Annotated in this window: 14 protein-coding genes; 11 read left to right on the top strand and 3 right to left on the bottom strand. The window is 67.8% G+C overall.

Annotated features, from left to right (window positions below; all coding sequences use genetic code 11):
* Position 1: 1 nt before the first annotated feature.
* Positions 2 to 3,862, bottom strand: a complete 3,861-nt coding sequence (locus GH660_RS05860; protein WP_194266235.1) for a YhdP family protein — start codon at positions 3,860 to 3,862, stop codon at positions 2 to 4.
* Between the two features lie 102 nt (positions 3,863 to 3,964).
* Here GH660_RS05860 and glnE point away from each other — a divergent pair, with 102 nt between their 5' ends.
* A complete protein-coding gene (glnE, locus tag GH660_RS05855; protein ID WP_153145724.1) occupies positions 3,965 to 6,661 on the top strand; it encodes a bifunctional [glutamate--ammonia ligase]-adenylyl-L-tyrosine phosphorylase/[glutamate--ammonia-ligase] adenylyltransferase in 2,697 nt (898 codons plus the stop codon).
* A gap of 64 nt (positions 6,662 to 6,725) precedes the next feature.
* Here glnE and mscL read toward each other — a convergent pair whose 3' ends face one another.
* Positions 6,726 to 7,151 (bottom strand): large conductance mechanosensitive channel protein MscL, encoded by a 426-nt coding sequence (mscL, locus tag GH660_RS05850; protein WP_153145723.1) that lies wholly within the window; start codon positions 7,149 to 7,151, stop codon positions 6,726 to 6,728.
* Between the two features lie 73 nt (positions 7,152 to 7,224).
* The gene (locus GH660_RS05845) at positions 7,225 to 8,379 is read right to left on the bottom strand and encodes a pyridoxal phosphate-dependent aminotransferase (protein ID WP_153145722.1); all 1,155 of its coding nucleotides are present in this window, start codon (positions 8,377 to 8,379) and stop codon (positions 7,225 to 7,227) included.
* A 116-nt stretch (positions 8,380 to 8,495) separates the two neighbouring features.
* Between GH660_RS05845 and GH660_RS05840 the strand changes: the two genes are divergently transcribed.
* From GH660_RS05840 to nhaD, 10 genes are all read left to right on the top strand, one after another.
* Positions 8,496 to 8,720: an AbrB/MazE/SpoVT family DNA-binding domain-containing protein gene (locus tag GH660_RS05840; RefSeq protein ID WP_153145721.1), complete on the top strand. Its 225-nt coding sequence runs from the start codon at positions 8,496 to 8,498 to the stop codon at positions 8,718 to 8,720.
* Position 8,721: 1 nt separating this feature from the next.
* Positions 8,722 to 9,102 (top strand): type II toxin-antitoxin system death-on-curing family toxin, encoded by a 381-nt coding sequence (locus GH660_RS05835; protein ID WP_153145720.1) that lies wholly within the window; start codon positions 8,722 to 8,724, stop codon positions 9,100 to 9,102.
* A gap of 3 nt (positions 9,103 to 9,105) precedes the next feature.
* The gene (gene mtnA, locus GH660_RS05830) at positions 9,106 to 10,194 is read left to right on the top strand and encodes an S-methyl-5-thioribose-1-phosphate isomerase (RefSeq protein WP_153145719.1); all 1,089 of its coding nucleotides are present in this window, start codon (positions 9,106 to 9,108) and stop codon (positions 10,192 to 10,194) included.
* A complete protein-coding gene (locus GH660_RS05825) occupies positions 10,187 to 10,816 on the top strand; it encodes a class II aldolase/adducin family protein (RefSeq protein WP_153145718.1) in 630 nt (209 codons plus the stop codon). The genes mtnA and GH660_RS05825 overlap by 8 nt, the downstream gene beginning before the upstream one ends.
* 76 nt (positions 10,817 to 10,892) lie before the next feature.
* Positions 10,893 to 12,608, top strand: coding sequence for a DUF1538 domain-containing protein (locus GH660_RS05820; protein WP_153145717.1), 1,716 nt, complete (start codon positions 10,893 to 10,895; stop codon positions 12,606 to 12,608).
* Positions 12,605 to 12,985 (top strand): P-II family nitrogen regulator, encoded by a 381-nt coding sequence (locus tag GH660_RS05815; protein WP_153145716.1) that lies wholly within the window; start codon positions 12,605 to 12,607, stop codon positions 12,983 to 12,985. The genes GH660_RS05820 and GH660_RS05815 overlap by 4 nt, the downstream gene beginning before the upstream one ends.
* A gap of 7 nt (positions 12,986 to 12,992) precedes the next feature.
* Entirely contained in the window at positions 12,993 to 13,343 is a 351-nt protein-coding gene (locus GH660_RS05810; protein ID WP_153145715.1) for a hypothetical protein, read from the top strand.
* A gap of 20 nt (positions 13,344 to 13,363) precedes the next feature.
* Positions 13,364 to 13,882, top strand: a complete 519-nt coding sequence (locus tag GH660_RS05805) for a DUF3124 domain-containing protein (protein ID WP_153145714.1) — start codon at positions 13,364 to 13,366, stop codon at positions 13,880 to 13,882.
* A complete protein-coding gene (locus GH660_RS05800) occupies positions 13,879 to 14,913 on the top strand; it encodes a TrkA family potassium uptake protein (RefSeq protein WP_153145713.1) in 1,035 nt (344 codons plus the stop codon). Before GH660_RS05805 ends, GH660_RS05800 begins: the two co-directional genes overlap by 4 nt.
* A 91-nt stretch (positions 14,914 to 15,004) precedes the next feature.
* On the top strand, positions 15,005 to 16,288 hold the full coding sequence (gene nhaD / locus GH660_RS05795) for a sodium:proton antiporter NhaD (protein ID WP_153145712.1): 1,284 nt from the start codon (positions 15,005 to 15,007) through the stop codon (positions 16,286 to 16,288).
* The last annotated feature ends 99 nt before the right edge of the window (positions 16,289 to 16,387 follow it).

Genomic DNA, 16,387 nt, shown 5'->3' with positions numbered 1-16,387 from the left:
CTCACTGCCTCGCTCCTTCTGCCGCCGGTGGCGGCTCCTCGACGAACTGGCCGACCTTCTCGACCGTGGGATCGCTCCAGCTGCCGGTCACCCGATAGCGGTAACTGAACAGGCGGCCGAGCGGATTCTGCAGGATTGTACTGGCGACCAGCGCCGCGGCGCCGGCCAGCGGATTGACTAGGGTCGCGGCGCCGATCGCCGCCACCGCGCTGACCTGCGGGCGCACCAGGACCTGCAGGTTCTGCGTTTCGTTCTTCAGGTCGGCCTCGCCCTCGATCATGATCTGCGCCGCCGGACTGTTGATACGCAGGGGCTCCGCCGTACGCATGACGCCGGCGGTCACCGCCGTCCGCCCCTCGATGCTGTCGAAGGCCAGGCCCTCGCTGAAGATGTCGCGGAAGTCGAGGGTCAGCCGGCGCGGCAGCGACTGCAGCGAGATCAGCCCGAGCAGCCGCCCGACGCCCGGCTCCAGCTTGTTGAACTGGCCGTTCTCGGCGCTGACCGTCATCTCGCCGGTCAGCGACGGATAGTCGATACCGGTCAGCGGGCCGTTCCACTGCATGTTGCCGGCCAGGCGGGCGGTGCCGCGCCGGATGGCATCGACGTAACCCAGGCGGTTGAGCAGCCGGCCGACGTCGCTGGCAGTCAGTTCGAAGTCGAGGCGGGTCTGGTGTCGGCCCGCACCTTCGTTGTGCCAGACCGCCGTGCCGTTCAGGGCGCCATCGGGATTCTGCAGGTTCAGCGTCTCCAGATGCCAGGCGCCCTTGTCGTTGCGCGCCCGCAGATCGAGCCGGCCGAGCGCGCGGTCGCCGATGCGGAAATCGTCCACCCGCAGGTTGAGGCCGGGCAGGCTGTTGATCAGCGCCGTAGTGGTACCCGAGGCCTCCGCCGCCGGCCGCACCACCAGCCGGCGCAGCCGGCCCTCCAGCGAGCCTTCGCCGGCATTGCGCCAGAACAGGTCGCCGGCCGCCTCCTGCATGTTGAGCATGATCTGCCAGCCGTCGTCGCGCGGCCGCACCTCGCTGTCGACCTGCGTGAAATCGCGGCCGAACAGGCGCAGCTGCGGCGTCCTGATCGACAGCACGTCGAGCGCCGGCATCGCTCCGTTGCGACCGCCGTTGTCGCCGGCGTCCGCCAGGGCCCGCCAGGCGTCGGCGTCGAACTGCGGGACGGCAATGCGCACGGCAACACCGCGTTCGGGCAGTTGAGCCTCGCCGGAACCGAGCACGACGACGCCGCGCTCCAGCCCCTCCGCGCGCTTGACCAGAACCGCCTGCGCGACGTTGCCCAGGGTCACCCGGTACTGGTCGCGCCCGGCCTCGGCACGCGTCTTCTCGACGCGCAGCGCCAGCGGCGTCGGTGCCGCCTTGCCCAGCGGCTCGGGCAGGAGCGAGGCAACGCCGATCAGGTCCGACTCGATGACCAGATCGGTCTGGTGATGGCGAATGTCGATCGCCAACTTCCACGCCGTGCTGCCGCTCAGGCGGTCGCCGACGGGCAGCCCGAAATGCCGGGACAACTCGGCCACGTTCGAGGTGCCGCTGCCCTGCACGGCAACACGGTCGCCATGGCTCTTGATGGCGACCCTGATCGGCCCGCCGTATACCCGCCCGCTGATCTCCGGCGACGAAATGCTGGATTCGGTCAGCAGCAGCCGGCCATTGACCTGGGTCACCGGCGCCATGGCGTCGAACAGCTGGATCTGGTTGTTCTGCAGGCGGAATTCGCCGCGCACGCGTGACTCCTGCAAGCGGCGCAGCGGAATGTCGAGCGCCAGGTCGAGCTTGCCGTTGCCGGTCGCCTTCATGCCTTCGGTGAACTTGTCGATCTTCTCGCCGACCGGGCTCAGGTCGATGAAGCGCAGGAACTCGGCGGTCGGCCCGCTGGCGTCGCCGCGGATGAGCAGCATTTCATCGAACGACTCGAAATCGGGAATCTCGACCACGACATCCGCCAGCCGCGCCCCCAGGATGCTGCCCTTCTCGGCGACGACCCGCATGCCGACGCCGAAACTCATGTCGGCCTTGATGTCGTCGATGAGCGGCCAGCCGGTCGCATAGTCGAGCTTCACGCCATCGGCGCGGGCGGTGACGAGGAACTTGCCCTTGGCCGGGTCGCGGAAGGGGAAGTCGGCGAGATTCCCCTTGAGCGTCAGCTTGCCGTCGGAAGCGCGGCCAGCCAGGATGCCGCTGCGCAGCCAGTCGCGCACGTCGGCGCTGACAGCGTGCGGCATGTAGCGCCAGACGGCACGTCCGTCGGCGCGTGAAATGCTGGCGGCGAGGTCGATGACGCCCGGCCCATCGCCATCGTAGCGGTAGGTGCCGCTGGCCGACCCGGCAGCGTCGGCGCCGTCGAACTGCAGGCGCTCCAGCTTGACGTCGACCGCATCGCCGGCCACCTTCCAGCTGGCCCGGGCGCGCAGCTGGTCGAAGGCGATGTCCGGGGTCGGGAAGACCGCCGGCAGCGCAAGACCCGAGCGCCCGGCATCGAGCGACAGCGCGCCGCCCTTCTCGGTGAATTCGATCTGGCCGGCCAGACCGTTGGCGCCGGGGAAATACCCGCCCGCCAGCAGTCCGAGGCCGGTGAAGGCCGCGCGCAGCGAATAGCGGTCGAGCACTTCGCCGTCGCGCCCCCAGCTGGCACGCAGTTCGGCGACCCGCCCCTGCGGCTGGTGGCGGTCGAGCAGTTCGCGGCTGCGCGCATCCAGCGGCAGGAAGGACGCCAGCCGGCCGAACATCGCCAGGTCGATGATGCTCGCCGCCGCCGAGCCGGTGATCCGGCCGCTCCGCGCGTCCTGCTGCCATTCGACCTGGAAGTCGGTCGGCACGACATGCATGCCGTCCGCCGCCCGCAGCTCGACCTTGCGCCCGGTCAGCGCCCAGGCACCGCCCTTGTAGCGCCCTTCGAGGCGGCCGCGCAGGCTGTCGAGATCAAGCTCGGGCAGCTTCTTGTCGAAGCGGATGCGGACGTCGGCGAGCGCCAGGTCGGTCGTCACGCTCCCCTGCCCGTCGGCCAGATCCCCCCAGAGACGAACGGCGCCACGCCCCTGCGTCAGGTCGACGGGGTAGTCGATCCAGTTCCGCCAGCCGGCCAGGTCGGCATAGTCGAGCTGGACGAATACCTTGCCGGCCAGATGTTCGAGCGCCTCGTCGAGATTGCCGCTGATCTCGCCGCGAATGTCGATGCGCGCCGCTAGTTCGGCCGGAGGGGCGGCCGAGAGGCCGAAGCGATGGCGGCGCCCCTTGTTGTCCAGCCCGAATTGCAGGTCTTCGAGGGCGAGCGGCGGCGCGCCGCGCAGGCGATCCTCCCAGACGATCGTCGCATCGCGGATGCGAATCCGCTGCTGCGCGAGCACCCAGTCGGCAAAGCCCGAGTCGCCGTCGTCCTCGGCCTCGATCCCGGCCACGCTGATGCGGCCGTTGGCCTCGCGCCGCACCTGCAGCACCGGCCGTTCGAGCGCCAGCAGCGCCAGCGTCACCTTGCCGCGCCACAGGCTGTGCCACGAGAGCACGGTTTCCACCTGCTCCAGCGAGAGAACCTCGGCGCCCTGGCGGTCGGCGAGGGTCACGTGTTCGAGCAGGAGATCGGGATTCAGTCCCTGCCAGCGCGCCTCGATCCGGCCGATGCTCACCGGCTGGCCGACAGCCCGGGTAAGCGCCTGCTCGATCTGTCCGTGGTACATGCCGATGTTGGGCAGGACAACGTAGCGCAGGGCCAGCACCAGCAGGACGAAAATCAGCCAGGCGGCGAGCGCCCCCCACAGCGCGACACGCAGGGTCCGGCGCAGCAGCGGTGCGGCGAGGATCGGCCACAGCCAGCGCAGGCGATGATAGAGCGCCTGGCGGGTTCCCGTTTCAATCACGGGGCGACGCGCTTTGCCAGAAGAAGGGATAGGTCACTACAATCAACGATCCGTCAAAAATGACATTCTATCCTTTTCGGCCCTGACGCCGACCGAGCAATCATGGACACGCACCCCGACCCGCGCTGGCAATCCGCCCTTGCCCACAGCCGTTATCTGGCCAACCTGCTGGCCACACAGCCGGCGCTGATTCCCGAGTTGGCCGCCGCGTGGACGGCGCCGCTTTCCGCCGACCAGCTACGCGCCGCGCTGACGCCACCCGCCGGCGATGACGAGGCGATCAAGACGCAGCTGCGCCGCCTGCGCCAGCGCGCCATGGCGCACATCGCGCTGCGCGACCTGTGCGGCCTGGCGCCGCTCGAGGAGGTCGTCGAGAGCATGACCCTGCTCGCCGACGTCACCACCAACTTCGCGCTCGACCACTACCACCGCCAGCTCGCCGCCACCTACGGCGAACCGCTCGACAAGGCCGGCCGGCCGCAGCGCCTGCTGATCATCGGCATGGGCAAGCTGGGCGGGCGCGAACTGAACGTCTCGTCCGACGTCGACTACATCTTCGTCTACCCGGAAGAAGGCGATACCGCCGGGCCCAGGAGCATCGAGAACTACGATTTCTTCAACCGCCTCGGCAAGCGCGTCATCGCCGCGCTCGGCGAGATCACCGCCGACGGCCAGGTGTTCCGCGTCGACATGCGCCTGCGCCCGAACGGCGACTCCGGCCCGCTGGTCTGCTCGCTCGATTCGCTGGAAAACTACTTCATCACCCAGGGCCGCGAGTGGGAGCGCTACGCCTGGATCAAGGGGCGCACCATGAACGAGGGCGCCAACCTGCAGCCGGAATGGGTGACGGCGATGCAGAAGATCGCCCGCCCCTTCGTCTTTCGCAAATATCTCGACTTCGGCGCCATCAACGCAATGCGCGACCTGCACGCGCAGATTCGCCGCGAGGTGGCGCGCAAGGACATGGCCGACCATGTCAAGCTCGGCCCCGGTGGCATCCGCGAGATCGAGTTCATCGCCCAGGTCTTCCAGCTTATTCGCGGCGGCCGCGACCCCGGGCTGCAGATCCGCCCGACGCTGGCCGTCCTCAGGCAGCTGGTCAGCCGCCAGCTGCTGCCGGCCGAGACCGAGAGCGAACTGCGCGCGGCCTACATCTTCCTGCGCCGCCTCGAACACCGCCTGCAGTATGTCGAGGACAAGCAGACGCACATGCTGCCGGAAAACCCGGCCGACCAGGCCAGCGTCGCGCACAGCATGGAATTCGCCGACTGGCCGGCCATGCTCGCCGCGCTCAACGCCCACCGCGACAAGGTGAGCCGCCATTTCGAGCAGATCTTTTCCGACCCGGAGGCCGGCGAACACCCGCTCACCGGCCTCTGGATGGGGCAGCTCGACGACGAAACGGCGGTCGAGGCCTTCGGCAACCTCGGCTTCCGCCAGCCGACTGAGGCCATCCGGCGCCTCGCCGAACTGCGCGCCTCCAGCCGCTACCTGCAGCTGCCGACCACCAACCGCGCGCGCCTCGACGCCATCGGCCCGCGCCTGATCGAGGCCGCCGGCGCCACCGGCGACCCTGACACCACGCTTGCTCGCGGCCTCCATTTCGTCGAGAGCATCGCCCGCCGCGGCGCCTACCTGGCGCTGCTCCAGCAATACCCGATGGCGCTAAAACGCGTCGCCGACATGGTCTGCGCCTCGTCGTGGGCGACCGACTATCTCGGCCGCCATCCGCTGCTGCTCGACGAGCTGCTCGACCCGCGCCTCTACGACATCGCCACCGACTGGGCCGGCTTCCGCGAAAACCTCAGGCGCAACCTGGCCGACCACGCCGGCGACACCGAGCGCGAGATGGACATCCTGCGCGAAATGCACCACGCGCAGATCTTCCGCCTGCTGGCGCAGGACCTCGCCGGCCTGCAGACCATCGAGCGCCTTTCGGACCACCTGACCGAACTGGCCGACACCATCGTCCAGGAGACCCTGCCGCTGTGCTGGCGGACGATCAAGAAGCGCCACTGCGAGACGCCGAAATTCGCCGTCATCGGCTACGGCAAGATGGGCGGCAAGGAACTCGGCTACGTCTCCGACCTCGACCTCGTTTATCTCTACGATGACGATGACCAGGAGGCGGCGGAAAACTACACCCGCCTCGGCCAGCGCCTGAGCACCTGGCTGGCGAGCCAGACGCCGGCCGGCATGCTGTTCGAGACCGACCTGCGCCTGCGCCCGAACGGCGATTCCGGCCTGCTTGCCGTGTCGGTCGACGCCTTCCGCGACTACCAGCTGAAGAACGCCTGGGTCTGGGAACACCAGGCGCTGACCCGCGCCCGCTTCTGCGCCGGCGACCCGGCGGTCGGCGCGCGCTTCGAGGAAATCCGCTGCGAGATTCTCTGCCTGCCGCGCGACCTGGCGAAGTTGCACGAGGAAGTCGTCGCCATGCGCCGCAAGATGTACGATGCCCACGCCTCGAAGAGCGAAACCGGCTTCAACCTCAAGCACGACGCCGGCGGCATCATCGACGTCGAGTTCATCGTTCAGTACCTGGTGCTCGGTTACGCCAGCCAGCACCGCAGCCTGACCGGCAACCTCGGCAACATCGCCCTGCTGCGCATGGCGGCCGAACTCGGGCTGATTCCCGCCGACCAGGCAGAAGCCGCCGGCGACGCCTACCGCGAATACCGCCGCCGGCAGCACGCCAAGCGCCTGAGCGCCGCGCCCAAGGCACTGATCGACCGGGAAAGCATCGAACGGCACATCGTTGCGGTCAACACGCTGTGGCGGACGGTTTTCGGGGAGTGACGGAACCGGTCGGGCAACAAAAAAGCCGCTGCGAGCGGCTTTTTTGTTGCCTGGGCCAGACTCCCTACTTCTTCAGCGAATCGCGAATCTCGCGCAGCAGCAGGACATCTTCCGGCGTCGCCGGCGCTTCCGGCTCGGGCGCCGGCTCGCTGGCGCGCAGGCGGTTGATCTGCTTGACCATGATGAAGATGACAAAGGCGAGGATGGCGAAATTGACGGCGATGGTCAGGAAATTGCCGTAGGCGAAGACCGGGATGCCGGCCGCCTTGATGTCGGCCAGCGCGGTCAGGTTCTTCGGATTGTCGCCGAGCAGGACGTAGAGGTTGGAAAAATCCAGGCGGCCGGTGACGCGCGACACCAGCGGCATGATCAGATCGCCGACGACCGACTCGACGATCTTGCCGAAGGCACCGCCGATGATGACGCCCACCGCGAGGTCCATCGCGTTGCCCTTGACCGCGAATTCGCGGAATTCCTGAAGCATGCCCATGCTGCCTTCCTTTCTCTCGGGATATTCTGGTCCGTCGATTATTGGGTTCCGCCCGCCCCGCGTCAAGCCGGCATCATAAGCGCCGCAGCCGCTCGCCGGCGGCGCGCAGGGTTTCCTCCTGCTTGGCGAAGCAGAAGCGCACCACCCTGTCGTCGTGCCCGTCGGCGTGGAACACCGACACCGGGATCACCGCGACGCCGACCTCGCGCGTCATCCACTCGGCGAAGGTGCGGTCGGGCAGGTCGGAGACCGCCTTGTAGCTCGCCAGCTGGAAATAGGTGCCGCGGCAGGGCAACAACTCGAACGGGGTCGCCGCCAGCAGGTCGCGGAAAAAGTCGCGCTTCTCCTGATAGAAGGCTGCCAGCCCTAGGTGGCGGGAGGCGTCCTGCATGTAGTCGGCGAGCGCCAGCTGCGACGGCGTGTGGACGGTGAACACGTTGAACTGGTGCACCTTGCGGAACTCGGCCATGAGCGCCGCCGGGCCGACGACGTAGCCGATCTTCCAGCCGGTGATGTGGTAGGTCTTGCCGAAGCTGGAGACGACGATGCTGCGCGCCGCCAGTTCCGGGTGGCCGCACAGGCTGGCGTGGCGCTCGCCGTCGAACAGGATGTGCTCGTAGACCTCGTCGGAGAGCACGACGATGTCGGTGCCGCGCACCAATTCCGCCAGTTTTTCGCGGTCGACCGCGGTCACCAGGCTGCCGGTCGGATTGTGCGGCGAATTGACGATGATCATGCGCGTCCGCGGCGTCACCAGCCGGCGCACCTGCTCCCAGTCCGGCGCGTAGTCGGGGAATTTGAGTTGCGCATAAACCGCCGTGCCACCGACCGTCTCGATCGCCGGCACGTAGGAGTCGTACACCGGCTCGAAGACGATCACCTCGTCACCCGGCCGGACGAAGGCGGCGATCGCCGTGAAGATCGCCTGCGTCGCCCCGGCGGTGACCGTCACTTCGGACTCGACGTCGAAGCGCGCGCCGTAAAGCGCCGCCACCTTGTCCACAATCGCCTGGCGCAACTCCGGCATGCCGGCCATCGGCGCATACTGGTTGCGCCCGGCCAGCATGTGGCGATGCACCGCGTCGAACAGCGCCGGCTCGGCCTGAAAATCGGGGAAGCCCTGCGACAGGTTGATCGCCCCGCACTCGGCCGCCAGCCGCGACATCACGGTGAAGATGGTGGTCCCCATGTGCGGGAAGCGGGAGTCGATGCGGATCGGGGTTTGCATGTTGCGGTCGACGGTCAAAAAGAGGTGAAAATCATGCGCCAAGGCAGCCCGGCAGGCAACCGCAAGCTGAAAAACGGCGTAGTATTACATTCGTTATAACGAGCACGGAGATCGCCATGTTCGCACTCAAACTGACCCAGATCGGCAATTCGGTTGGCGTCGTGCTGCCCAAGGAAGCGCTCGCCATGCTCCGCATCGACAAGGGGGACACGGTCTATCTGGTCGAGTCGCCCGAGGGCTTCTCGCTAACGCCTTACGACCCGGAGGTCGCCCGGCAGGTTGAAGCCGGACGCGAATTCATGCGCGAGTACCGCGACACCTTCCACGAACTCGCCAAATAGCATGTTCGTCTGGATCGACCGCCGCGCGCTTCTGCTTCTGCATGGCGAAAGTCTGGTGTTGCATGGCGGCGCGCAAGGCCTCCGCGACGAGGGTCTGCTCGACTCCGCGCTGTCCCGCTCGGTCAACCTGGCTGCCTATGGCACCCCGGACGTCTTCGACTGCGCCGCCGCCTACGCCTTCGGCCTGGCGAAAAATCACCCGTTTGTTGATGGCAACAAACGGGCCGGCTTTCTCGGCGCCGGCATGTTTCTCCGCCTGAACGGCCACCGGCTGACCGCCTCGCAGAAAGACGCCACCTTGACGATGCTCGCCCTCGCCGCCGGTGAAATCACCGAAACGGGTTACGCCGCCTGGCTGCGTACCCACACCGCCCCCACCTGAACCATGAACATCGACGGCATCCCGACCCGCACCCTGCGCGCCCACCCGGAACAGCGCGCCATCGACATCATCGACCAGAGCTGCCTGCCGCACGTCCTGCACTGGGTGCGTGTCGCCACGCTGGAGGCGGCGGCGCACGCCATCCGCGCCATGCAGGTACGCGGCGCGCCGCTGATCGGCGTCACCGCCGCCTACGGGCTGGCCATCGCGCTCGACTTCGAGGCTTCCGACCGGTGCCTCGCCGAGGCCGCTGCGCTGCTGCGGTCGACGCGTCCGACAGCCGTGAATCTGCACTGGGCGCTGGCGCGCATGGAAGCAGCGCTCGCCCCGCTGCCGCCCGAAGCACGCTGCGCCGCCGCCTGGCTGGAAGCCGCCGCCATCGCCGACGAGGATGTCGCGCAGAACGTCGCCATCGGCCAGCACGGCCTCGCCCTGTGGCGCGACCTGATCGTCGCCGACGGCCGGACGCTCAATGTCATGACCCACTGCAACGCCGGCTGGCTGGCCACCGTCGACCGCGGCACCGCGCTGGCGCCGGTCTATGCCGCGCACGACGCCGGCGTGCCGGTGCATGTCTGGGTGTCCGAAACCCGGCCGCGCAACCAGGGCCTGCTGACGGCCTGGGAACTCGACCAGCACGGCGTCCCGCACACCCTGGTCGCCGACAATGCCGCCGGCCTGCTGCTGCGCCGGGGGAAAGTCGACGCCGTGATCGTCGGCGCCGACCGCATCGCCGCCAACGGCGACGTCGCCAACAAGGTCGGCACCTATCTGAAGGCGCTCGCGGCGGCCGACAACGGCATCCCCTTCTACGTCGCCGCGCCGCGCTCGACCATCGATTTCGCCTGCGCCGACGGCGCCGGCATCCCGATCGAGGAGCGCGACGGCGATGAATTCCGTCTCGTCCACGGCCTCGATAGCCGCGGCGTGCCCTCGGCGCTGCGCCAGGCGCCGGCCGCCGCCGACGTCGCCAACCCGGCCTTCGACGTGACGCCGGCCTGGCTGGTCAGGGCCATCGTCACCGAACGCGGCGCCTGCCCGGCCAGCCGCGACGGCCTGCTCGGACTCTACCCGGAGGAAGCCCATGACTGATCCGCGCCAGCAACTGATCGCCACCGCCCTGGCGATGGGCGCCAGCGGCCTCAACCGCGGCACCGCAGGTAACGTCAGCGTGCGCAGCGGCCAGGATTTCTACATCACGCCGACCGGCATGGCCTACGCCGCGCTGGTGCCCGACGACATCCCGCTGCTGACGCCGGACGGCGCCCGCCACGGCCGGCGCAAGCCGTCGTCGGAGTGGCGCTTCCACCGCGATCTCTACGCCGCGCGGCCGGAAGTCGGTGCCGTGCTGCACGCCCATTCGCCGTTCGCCGCCAGCCTCGCCTGCCTGCGCCGCGACATTCCGCCCTTCCACTACATGATCGCCCGTTTTGGCGGCGACACCATCCGCTGTGCCGACTACGCCATTTTCGGCTCGCCGGAACTGTCGACCGCAGCCATGCACGCCATGGAAGGCCGCAAGGGCTGCCTGCTCGCCAACCACGGCCTGCTGGTCGCCGGGCGCGACCTCGGCGAGGCGCTGGCGCTGGCCATCGAACTTGAGGAACTGTGCGAGCAATACTGGCGCGCCTGCCAGCTCGGCCGGCCGGTGCTGCTGACGCCGGCGGAAATGCGCGCGGTGCTCGACAAATTCGCCGGCTACGGGCAGCAGTAGGAGGTATCGGCGGGTAGCGCGCCGCCCGCCGATGCGGGGGTGTGGCAGAATGTCGTCAGCCACCTGTCAGACTCCCATGTCCGAAAAGAAAATCCGCTACGGCCAGTATCTGGGCGCCATTCGCCGCCGCCACCGGCAGGTCAGCTACAACGACGTCATCGCCGCCGAACGCGCACTGCCGGCCCGGCGCACGCCCGCCCTGCGCCTGATCGACATCCACCGCCTGGTCACGCCCTACGTTTCGGTGCGCTTCACCGAGCAGATGCGGGCGGTCATTCCGCTGGCCCTGATGCTGATCGGCTTTCAGGCGCTGGCGCTGCGCACCACCCCGGCCGAGGCCGAAACGATCGCCCTCGGCATCTGCGCCGTCATGCTCGGCCTGATGTTCTTCATGGAGGGCGTCAAGCAGGGCCTGATGCCCTTCGCCGAGAACATCGGCTTCCTGATGCCGGCACGCTCGAGCACCGCGACCATCCTGCTCTTCGGCGCCCTGCTCGGCACCGCCGCCACCTTCGCCGAACCGGCGATCAGCGCGCTGCAATCGGCCGCCGGCGCCATTTCGGCCGAGCGCGCCGGGCTGCTCAAGGCGCTGCTCGGCCCGTGGTCGGAATCGCTTGTGCTGGCGGTCGCCGGCGGGGTCGGCTGCGCCGTCACGCTCGGCCTGCTGCGCCTGATGTTCGGCTGGCAGATGAAGACGCTGATCCTGGTCATCGTCCCGCTCTGCCTCGGCCTGACCGTGTATGCCGCCAACCGGCCCGGGCTCGACCAGGTGATCGGCCTCGCCTGGGACTGCGGCGGCATCACCACCGGGCCGGTCACCGTGCCGCTGGTCCTCGCCGTCGGCATCGGCGTCGCCGCCTCGGCAGGGCGCGGCGACAACCCGCTTTCCGGGTTCGGCATCGTCACCCTGGCGTCGTTGCTGCCGGTCATCTTCGTCCTCGGCGCCGCCATCCATTACGCCGGCGAGGGCCTGCCGCCGCTGGCCGACGCCACCGCAACGCCCACCGACTGGTATCGCGAAAGCCCGGTCGCCGAGATGCTCGCCGCCCTGCGCGCCATCCTGCCGCTGATCCTGCTGCTCTTCGTCGTCCAGCGCTTCCTGTTGCGGACGCCGATCAAGCACACCGATCTCTTCCTCTACGGCGTCTGTGTCGCCGTCCTCGGCATGATGGCCTTCAACCTCGGCCTCACCACCGGCCTCGTCGAGCTCGGCAATCAGGCCGGCAACAACGTGCCGTGGGCCTTCGCGCCGCACCGCCAGACCGGGGCGCCGCCGCTCTACCCGCGCCTGCTGGGGCTGGGCATGACGCTGCTGTTCGCCTTCTGCATCGGCTACGGCGCCACCGTCGCCGAGCCGGCGCTCAACGCGATGGGCATGACCGTCGAAAACCTGAGCGACGGCGCCTTCAAGAAGCGCCTGCTGGTGCACGCGGTCGCCTGCGGGGTCGGCATCGGCGCCGCGCTCGGCGTCGCCCGCATCCTCTTCGACCTGCCGCTGGTCTGGCTGCTGATCGGCGCCTACGGCATCGCCCTGGCGCTCACCGTGCTTTCGCGCGAGGAGTTCGTCAACCTGGCCTGGGACAGCGCCGGCGTGACTACCGGCCCGGTCACCGTGCCGCTTCTGCTAGCGCTCGGCATCGGGCTCGGCAAGGCGGTCGGCGCGCCGGAAGGCTTCGGCATTCTCGCCATGTGTTCGGCGGGTCCGATCGTCAGCGTGCTCGCCGCCGGCCTGTGGATCGAACGGCGCAACCGCGCGCTGCACCGCGGCGACGCCGCAAGGAGAAAGCCATGAGCCGGAGCGAAATGATCATCCTGACCGACGCCGTGCTGATTACCGCGATCGTCCAGCGCGGCATCGCCGACATGGTCGTCCAGGTCGCCCAGGAGGCCGGCGCCCAGGGCGCCACCATCTTCTACGCGCACGGCACCGGCGTGCGCCAGAAGCGCCTCGGCCTGCTCGGCCTGACGATCAACGCCGAAAAGGAGGTGGTCTACATCGTCGTTCCCTCCGACCAGGCCGACAGCATCTTCGAGCGCATCTTCGTCACCGCCAAGATCGACACGCCGGGCATGGGCATCCTGTGGATGACGCCACTGGAAAAGATGGCCACCCACGTCCCGTACGAAGTCGCCGCCCGCTTCGGGCTGCACGTCGACAGCGACAGGTGACGCGGCGATGAGCGTCCTCGCCCGCATCGGCCGCGAGATCGAGAAGAAGCTGATCACCGCCATCGTGCCCGCCGGCCAGGGCCAGAAGCTGCTCGAAGCGCTGGCCGAAACGCCCGGCGTGCTGTCGATCTCGCACCACCACGCGCGCGGCGTCGGCAACCGCCGCCTGCGCGCCGGCCAGCTCTTCACCAGCGAGCAGGACGTGCTGATCGTGCTGGCCGAGGCCGAGCAGGCCGACGCCATATTCGCCCGCGTCTTCCACGAAGGGCGCATCGGCGAACCGGGTTCGGGCATGGTTTTCGTCGAAAGGGTCTTGCGCGGACACCCCATGATGCCGGTAGACTTGACGGACTGGTAAAAAAACCAAGGGGAGCGACCATGAAAGGATCCGCAGTGGTCCGCAGTTGCCTGTGGGCAGCCATTTTTGGCCTTTTTGCGGGGTCGACCGCAACCATCGCCCAGGAGGTGCGCGCGCCGAGCAGCGGGCAGACGGTCTACCTGCCGATCTATTCGCACATGCTCTACGGCAACCTGGGCAAGAGCGGCAAGGCGTCGCAGGTGCTGCTCTCGGCGCTGGTCAGCATCCGCAACACCGACGGGCGGCGCCCGCTGCGCATCCTCTCCGCACGCTACTACGACACCCACGGCAAGCTGCTCGGCGAGCGCGTGCCGACGCCCGTCGCCATCCCGCCCTACGGCACGCTCGAACTGTTCGTCGAACTCAACGACGCCTCCGGCGGCTCCGGCGCCAACTTCATCATCAAGTGGGACAGCGAGGCGGCGATCAACCCGCCGCTGGTCGAGGCGCTGCACGCCAACATGGACGGCGGCAAGGCGGTCATCTTCATGACCCAGTCGGTGCCGATCAACGATCCCGCGCCCCCGCCCGCCAAGTGATCAACACCTCGCAGATCGGCTACATCGTCCGCCTGCTGTGGCTGGCGCTCAGCTTCCTGGTCGCCGTCCACATCTTCGGCACGGTCGGCTACATGCTGCTGACCGAGGGCAAGTATTCGTGGTTCGACTGCTTCTACATGACCTTCATCACCGTCGCCACCATCGGCTTCGGCGAAATCATCGACATGTCGAGCAACCAGGGCGCGCGCATCCTGACGGTGGTCATCGGCATCCTCGGTGCCGGCAACCTGTCGATGCTGTTCTCGATCGTCACCGTCGCCCTTCTCGAAACCGACCTCAACGGCAGCCTGCGGAGACGACGCATGGAAAAGGCAATCAACAGGCTCAAGGGCCATTACATCCTGTGCGGTTTCGGCCGCGTCGGGCGCAACATCGCGCACGAACTGGAGGCCACCAACCGCCACTTCGTGGCCATCGACGAGGAGCGCGAGCGGCTCCAGGAATTTCGCGACAAGAACCCCGGCATGCTCTACCTGCACGGCGACGCCAGCGACGACGACATGCTGCGGGCAGCCGGCATCGAGGAGGCCAAGGGCATCTTCGCGATCACCGAGGACGATTCGCGCAACCTGATGATCGTCATCACCGCCAGGCAGCTCAAGCCGACCATCCGCGTCGTCGCCCGCTGCCAGGAAACGCGCAACACCGAGAAGATGCGCAAGGCCGGCGCCGACGCCATCGTCTCGCCCGACTTCACCGGCGGCATGCGCATCGCCTCGGCGATGATCCGCCCGCACGTCGTGTCCTTCCTCGACGAAATGCTGAAGTCGGAGAAGAACCTGCGCATCGAGGAAATCCCGATCCCGGCCGCCTTCATCCCCAAACCGATCGGCTCGCTCAAGCTGCGCAGCGCCAACTACGTGCTGCTCGCCGCCCGCGAGCGCAACGGCAACTGGCAGTTCAACCCGGACAAGGAGTTCCTGCTCAAGCCGGGTTTCACGCTGATCGCCATGGCCAGCGCGCTCGGCCGTCAGGAGATCGAGGCACTGCTGATCGAGATGCTGGGTTGACCGGTAAGGGTTTTCCACAGGCGGCCGGGGCGCGTCGCCGTGCTAGGATTGGCGCCCTTCGAAATCACCCGAACTGTCACGAGGTTACGAGATGCTGACCGCCCTCGTCGTTGTCTTCGTCGTCGCCTACGCCGCGATCGCGCTCGAACATCCGCTCAAGATCAACAAGTCGGCCTCCGCGCTGATCGGCGCCGGCCTGTTATGGACCATCTACGCGCTGTCCACCGCCGACCACGAACTGATTTCGCACCAGCTCGGCGAATCGCTGATGGCCACCGCACAGATCGCCTTCTTCCTGATGGGCGCGATGACCATCGTCGAGGTGGTCGACGCACACAACGGCTTCGAGGTCATCACCAAGCGAATCAAGACGCAGCAGCTGTCGACGCTGATGTGGCTGGTCGGCATCGTCACCTTCTTCCTCAGCGCCCTGCTCGACAACCTGACGACGACCATCGTCATGATCTCGCTGATGCGCAAGCTCCTCTCCAACCGCGGCGACCGCCTGTTCTTCGCCGGCATCATCGTCATCGCCGCCAACGCCGGCGGTGCGTGGTCGCCGATCGGCGACGTGACGACGACCATGCTCTGGATCGGCGGTCAGATCACCGCCATGAACATCATCACCTCGGTCTTTCCGGCGGCGGTCGTCAGCCTGCTGGTGCCGCTCGCCATCACCGCCTGGGTGCTGCGCGGCCGGCCGGTCGAATCGCCCGAGCACATCGAGATGGATCACGGCCTGAAGACCACCGAATTCGAGCGCAACACGATGTTCTTCCTCGGCCTCGGCACCCTGATCGCGGTACCGGCGTTCAAGACCATCACCCACCTGCCGCCCTTCCTCGGCATCCTCTTCGGCCTCGGCATCGTCTGGCTGGTCGGTGACCTGATCCATCGCAACAAGGAATCCGAGTACAAGAACCACCTGACGCTGGCCCACGCGCTGTCGAAGATCGACATGAGTTCGCTGGTCTTCTTCATCGGCATCCTGCTCGCCGTCGCCACCCTCGAACACACCCACATCCTGACCGCGCTCGCCCAGCGTCTCGACCACGACATCGGCCGCCTCGACCTGATCGTCCTCATCATCGGCATGGTCAGCGCCATCGTCGACAACGTGCCGCTGGTCGCTGCCGCGATGGGCATGTACGACCAGGCGACCTACCCGACCGATCATTTCCTGTGGGAATTCCTCGCCTACTGCGCCGGCACCGGCGGCTCCATCCTCGTCATCGGCTCGGCGGCCGGCGTCGCGGCGATGGGCCTCGAGAAGATCGACTTCTTCTGGTACGTGAAGAAGATCAGCGGCCTGGCGCTGATCGGCTACCTGGCCGGCGCCGGCATATACGTGCTGCAATACCAGTTGATGCACTGATCCGGCGACCACCGGACACGACCTGCGTTCCGGCCGGGCCATGCCGCATGAATCGGCCGGCGCGGCTTGTCGATTCATCGCCGCCCCATTAGGATGGGC

Origin of the sequence: Dechloromonas sp. H13 (assembly GCF_009469615.1) — a bacterium.
Lineage (GTDB): Bacteria > Pseudomonadota > Gammaproteobacteria > Burkholderiales > Rhodocyclaceae > Azonexus.
Note: the sequence above shows the minus strand (reverse complement) of the source record. Positions and strands in the feature narration are given on the sequence as shown.

Excerpts from the sequence above, each read along its gene's own strand:
- GH660_RS05840 (WP_153145721.1), top strand. The coding sequence starts at position 8,496 with ATGTTCGCACTCAAACTGACCCAGATCGGCAATTCGGTTGGCGTCGTG.
- GH660_RS05805 (WP_153145714.1), top strand. The coding sequence starts at position 13,364 with ATGAAAGGATCCGCAGTGGTCCGCAGTTGCCTGTGGGCAGCCATTTTT.
- nhaD (WP_153145712.1), top strand. The coding sequence starts at position 15,005 with ATGCTGACCGCCCTCGTCGTTGTCTTCGTCGTCGCCTACGCCGCGATC.
- GH660_RS05810 (WP_153145715.1), top strand. The coding sequence starts at position 12,993 with ATGAGCGTCCTCGCCCGCATCGGCCGCGAGATCGAGAAGAAGCTGATC.
- GH660_RS05845 (WP_153145722.1), bottom strand. The coding sequence starts at position 8,379 with ATGCAAACCCCGATCCGCATCGACTCCCGCTTCCCGCACATGGGGACC.
- glnE (WP_153145724.1), top strand. The coding sequence starts at position 3,965 with ATGGACACGCACCCCGACCCGCGCTGGCAATCCGCCCTTGCCCACAGC.
- mscL (WP_153145723.1), bottom strand. The coding sequence starts at position 7,151 with ATGGGCATGCTTCAGGAATTCCGCGAATTCGCGGTCAAGGGCAACGCG.
- GH660_RS05835 (WP_153145720.1), top strand. The coding sequence starts at position 8,722 with ATGTTCGTCTGGATCGACCGCCGCGCGCTTCTGCTTCTGCATGGCGAA.
- mtnA (WP_153145719.1), top strand. The coding sequence starts at position 9,106 with ATGAACATCGACGGCATCCCGACCCGCACCCTGCGCGCCCACCCGGAA.
- GH660_RS05825 (WP_153145718.1), top strand. The coding sequence starts at position 10,187 with ATGACTGATCCGCGCCAGCAACTGATCGCCACCGCCCTGGCGATGGGC.
- GH660_RS05820 (WP_153145717.1), top strand. The coding sequence starts at position 10,893 with ATGTCCGAAAAGAAAATCCGCTACGGCCAGTATCTGGGCGCCATTCGC.
- GH660_RS05815 (WP_153145716.1), top strand. The coding sequence starts at position 12,605 with ATGAGCCGGAGCGAAATGATCATCCTGACCGACGCCGTGCTGATTACC.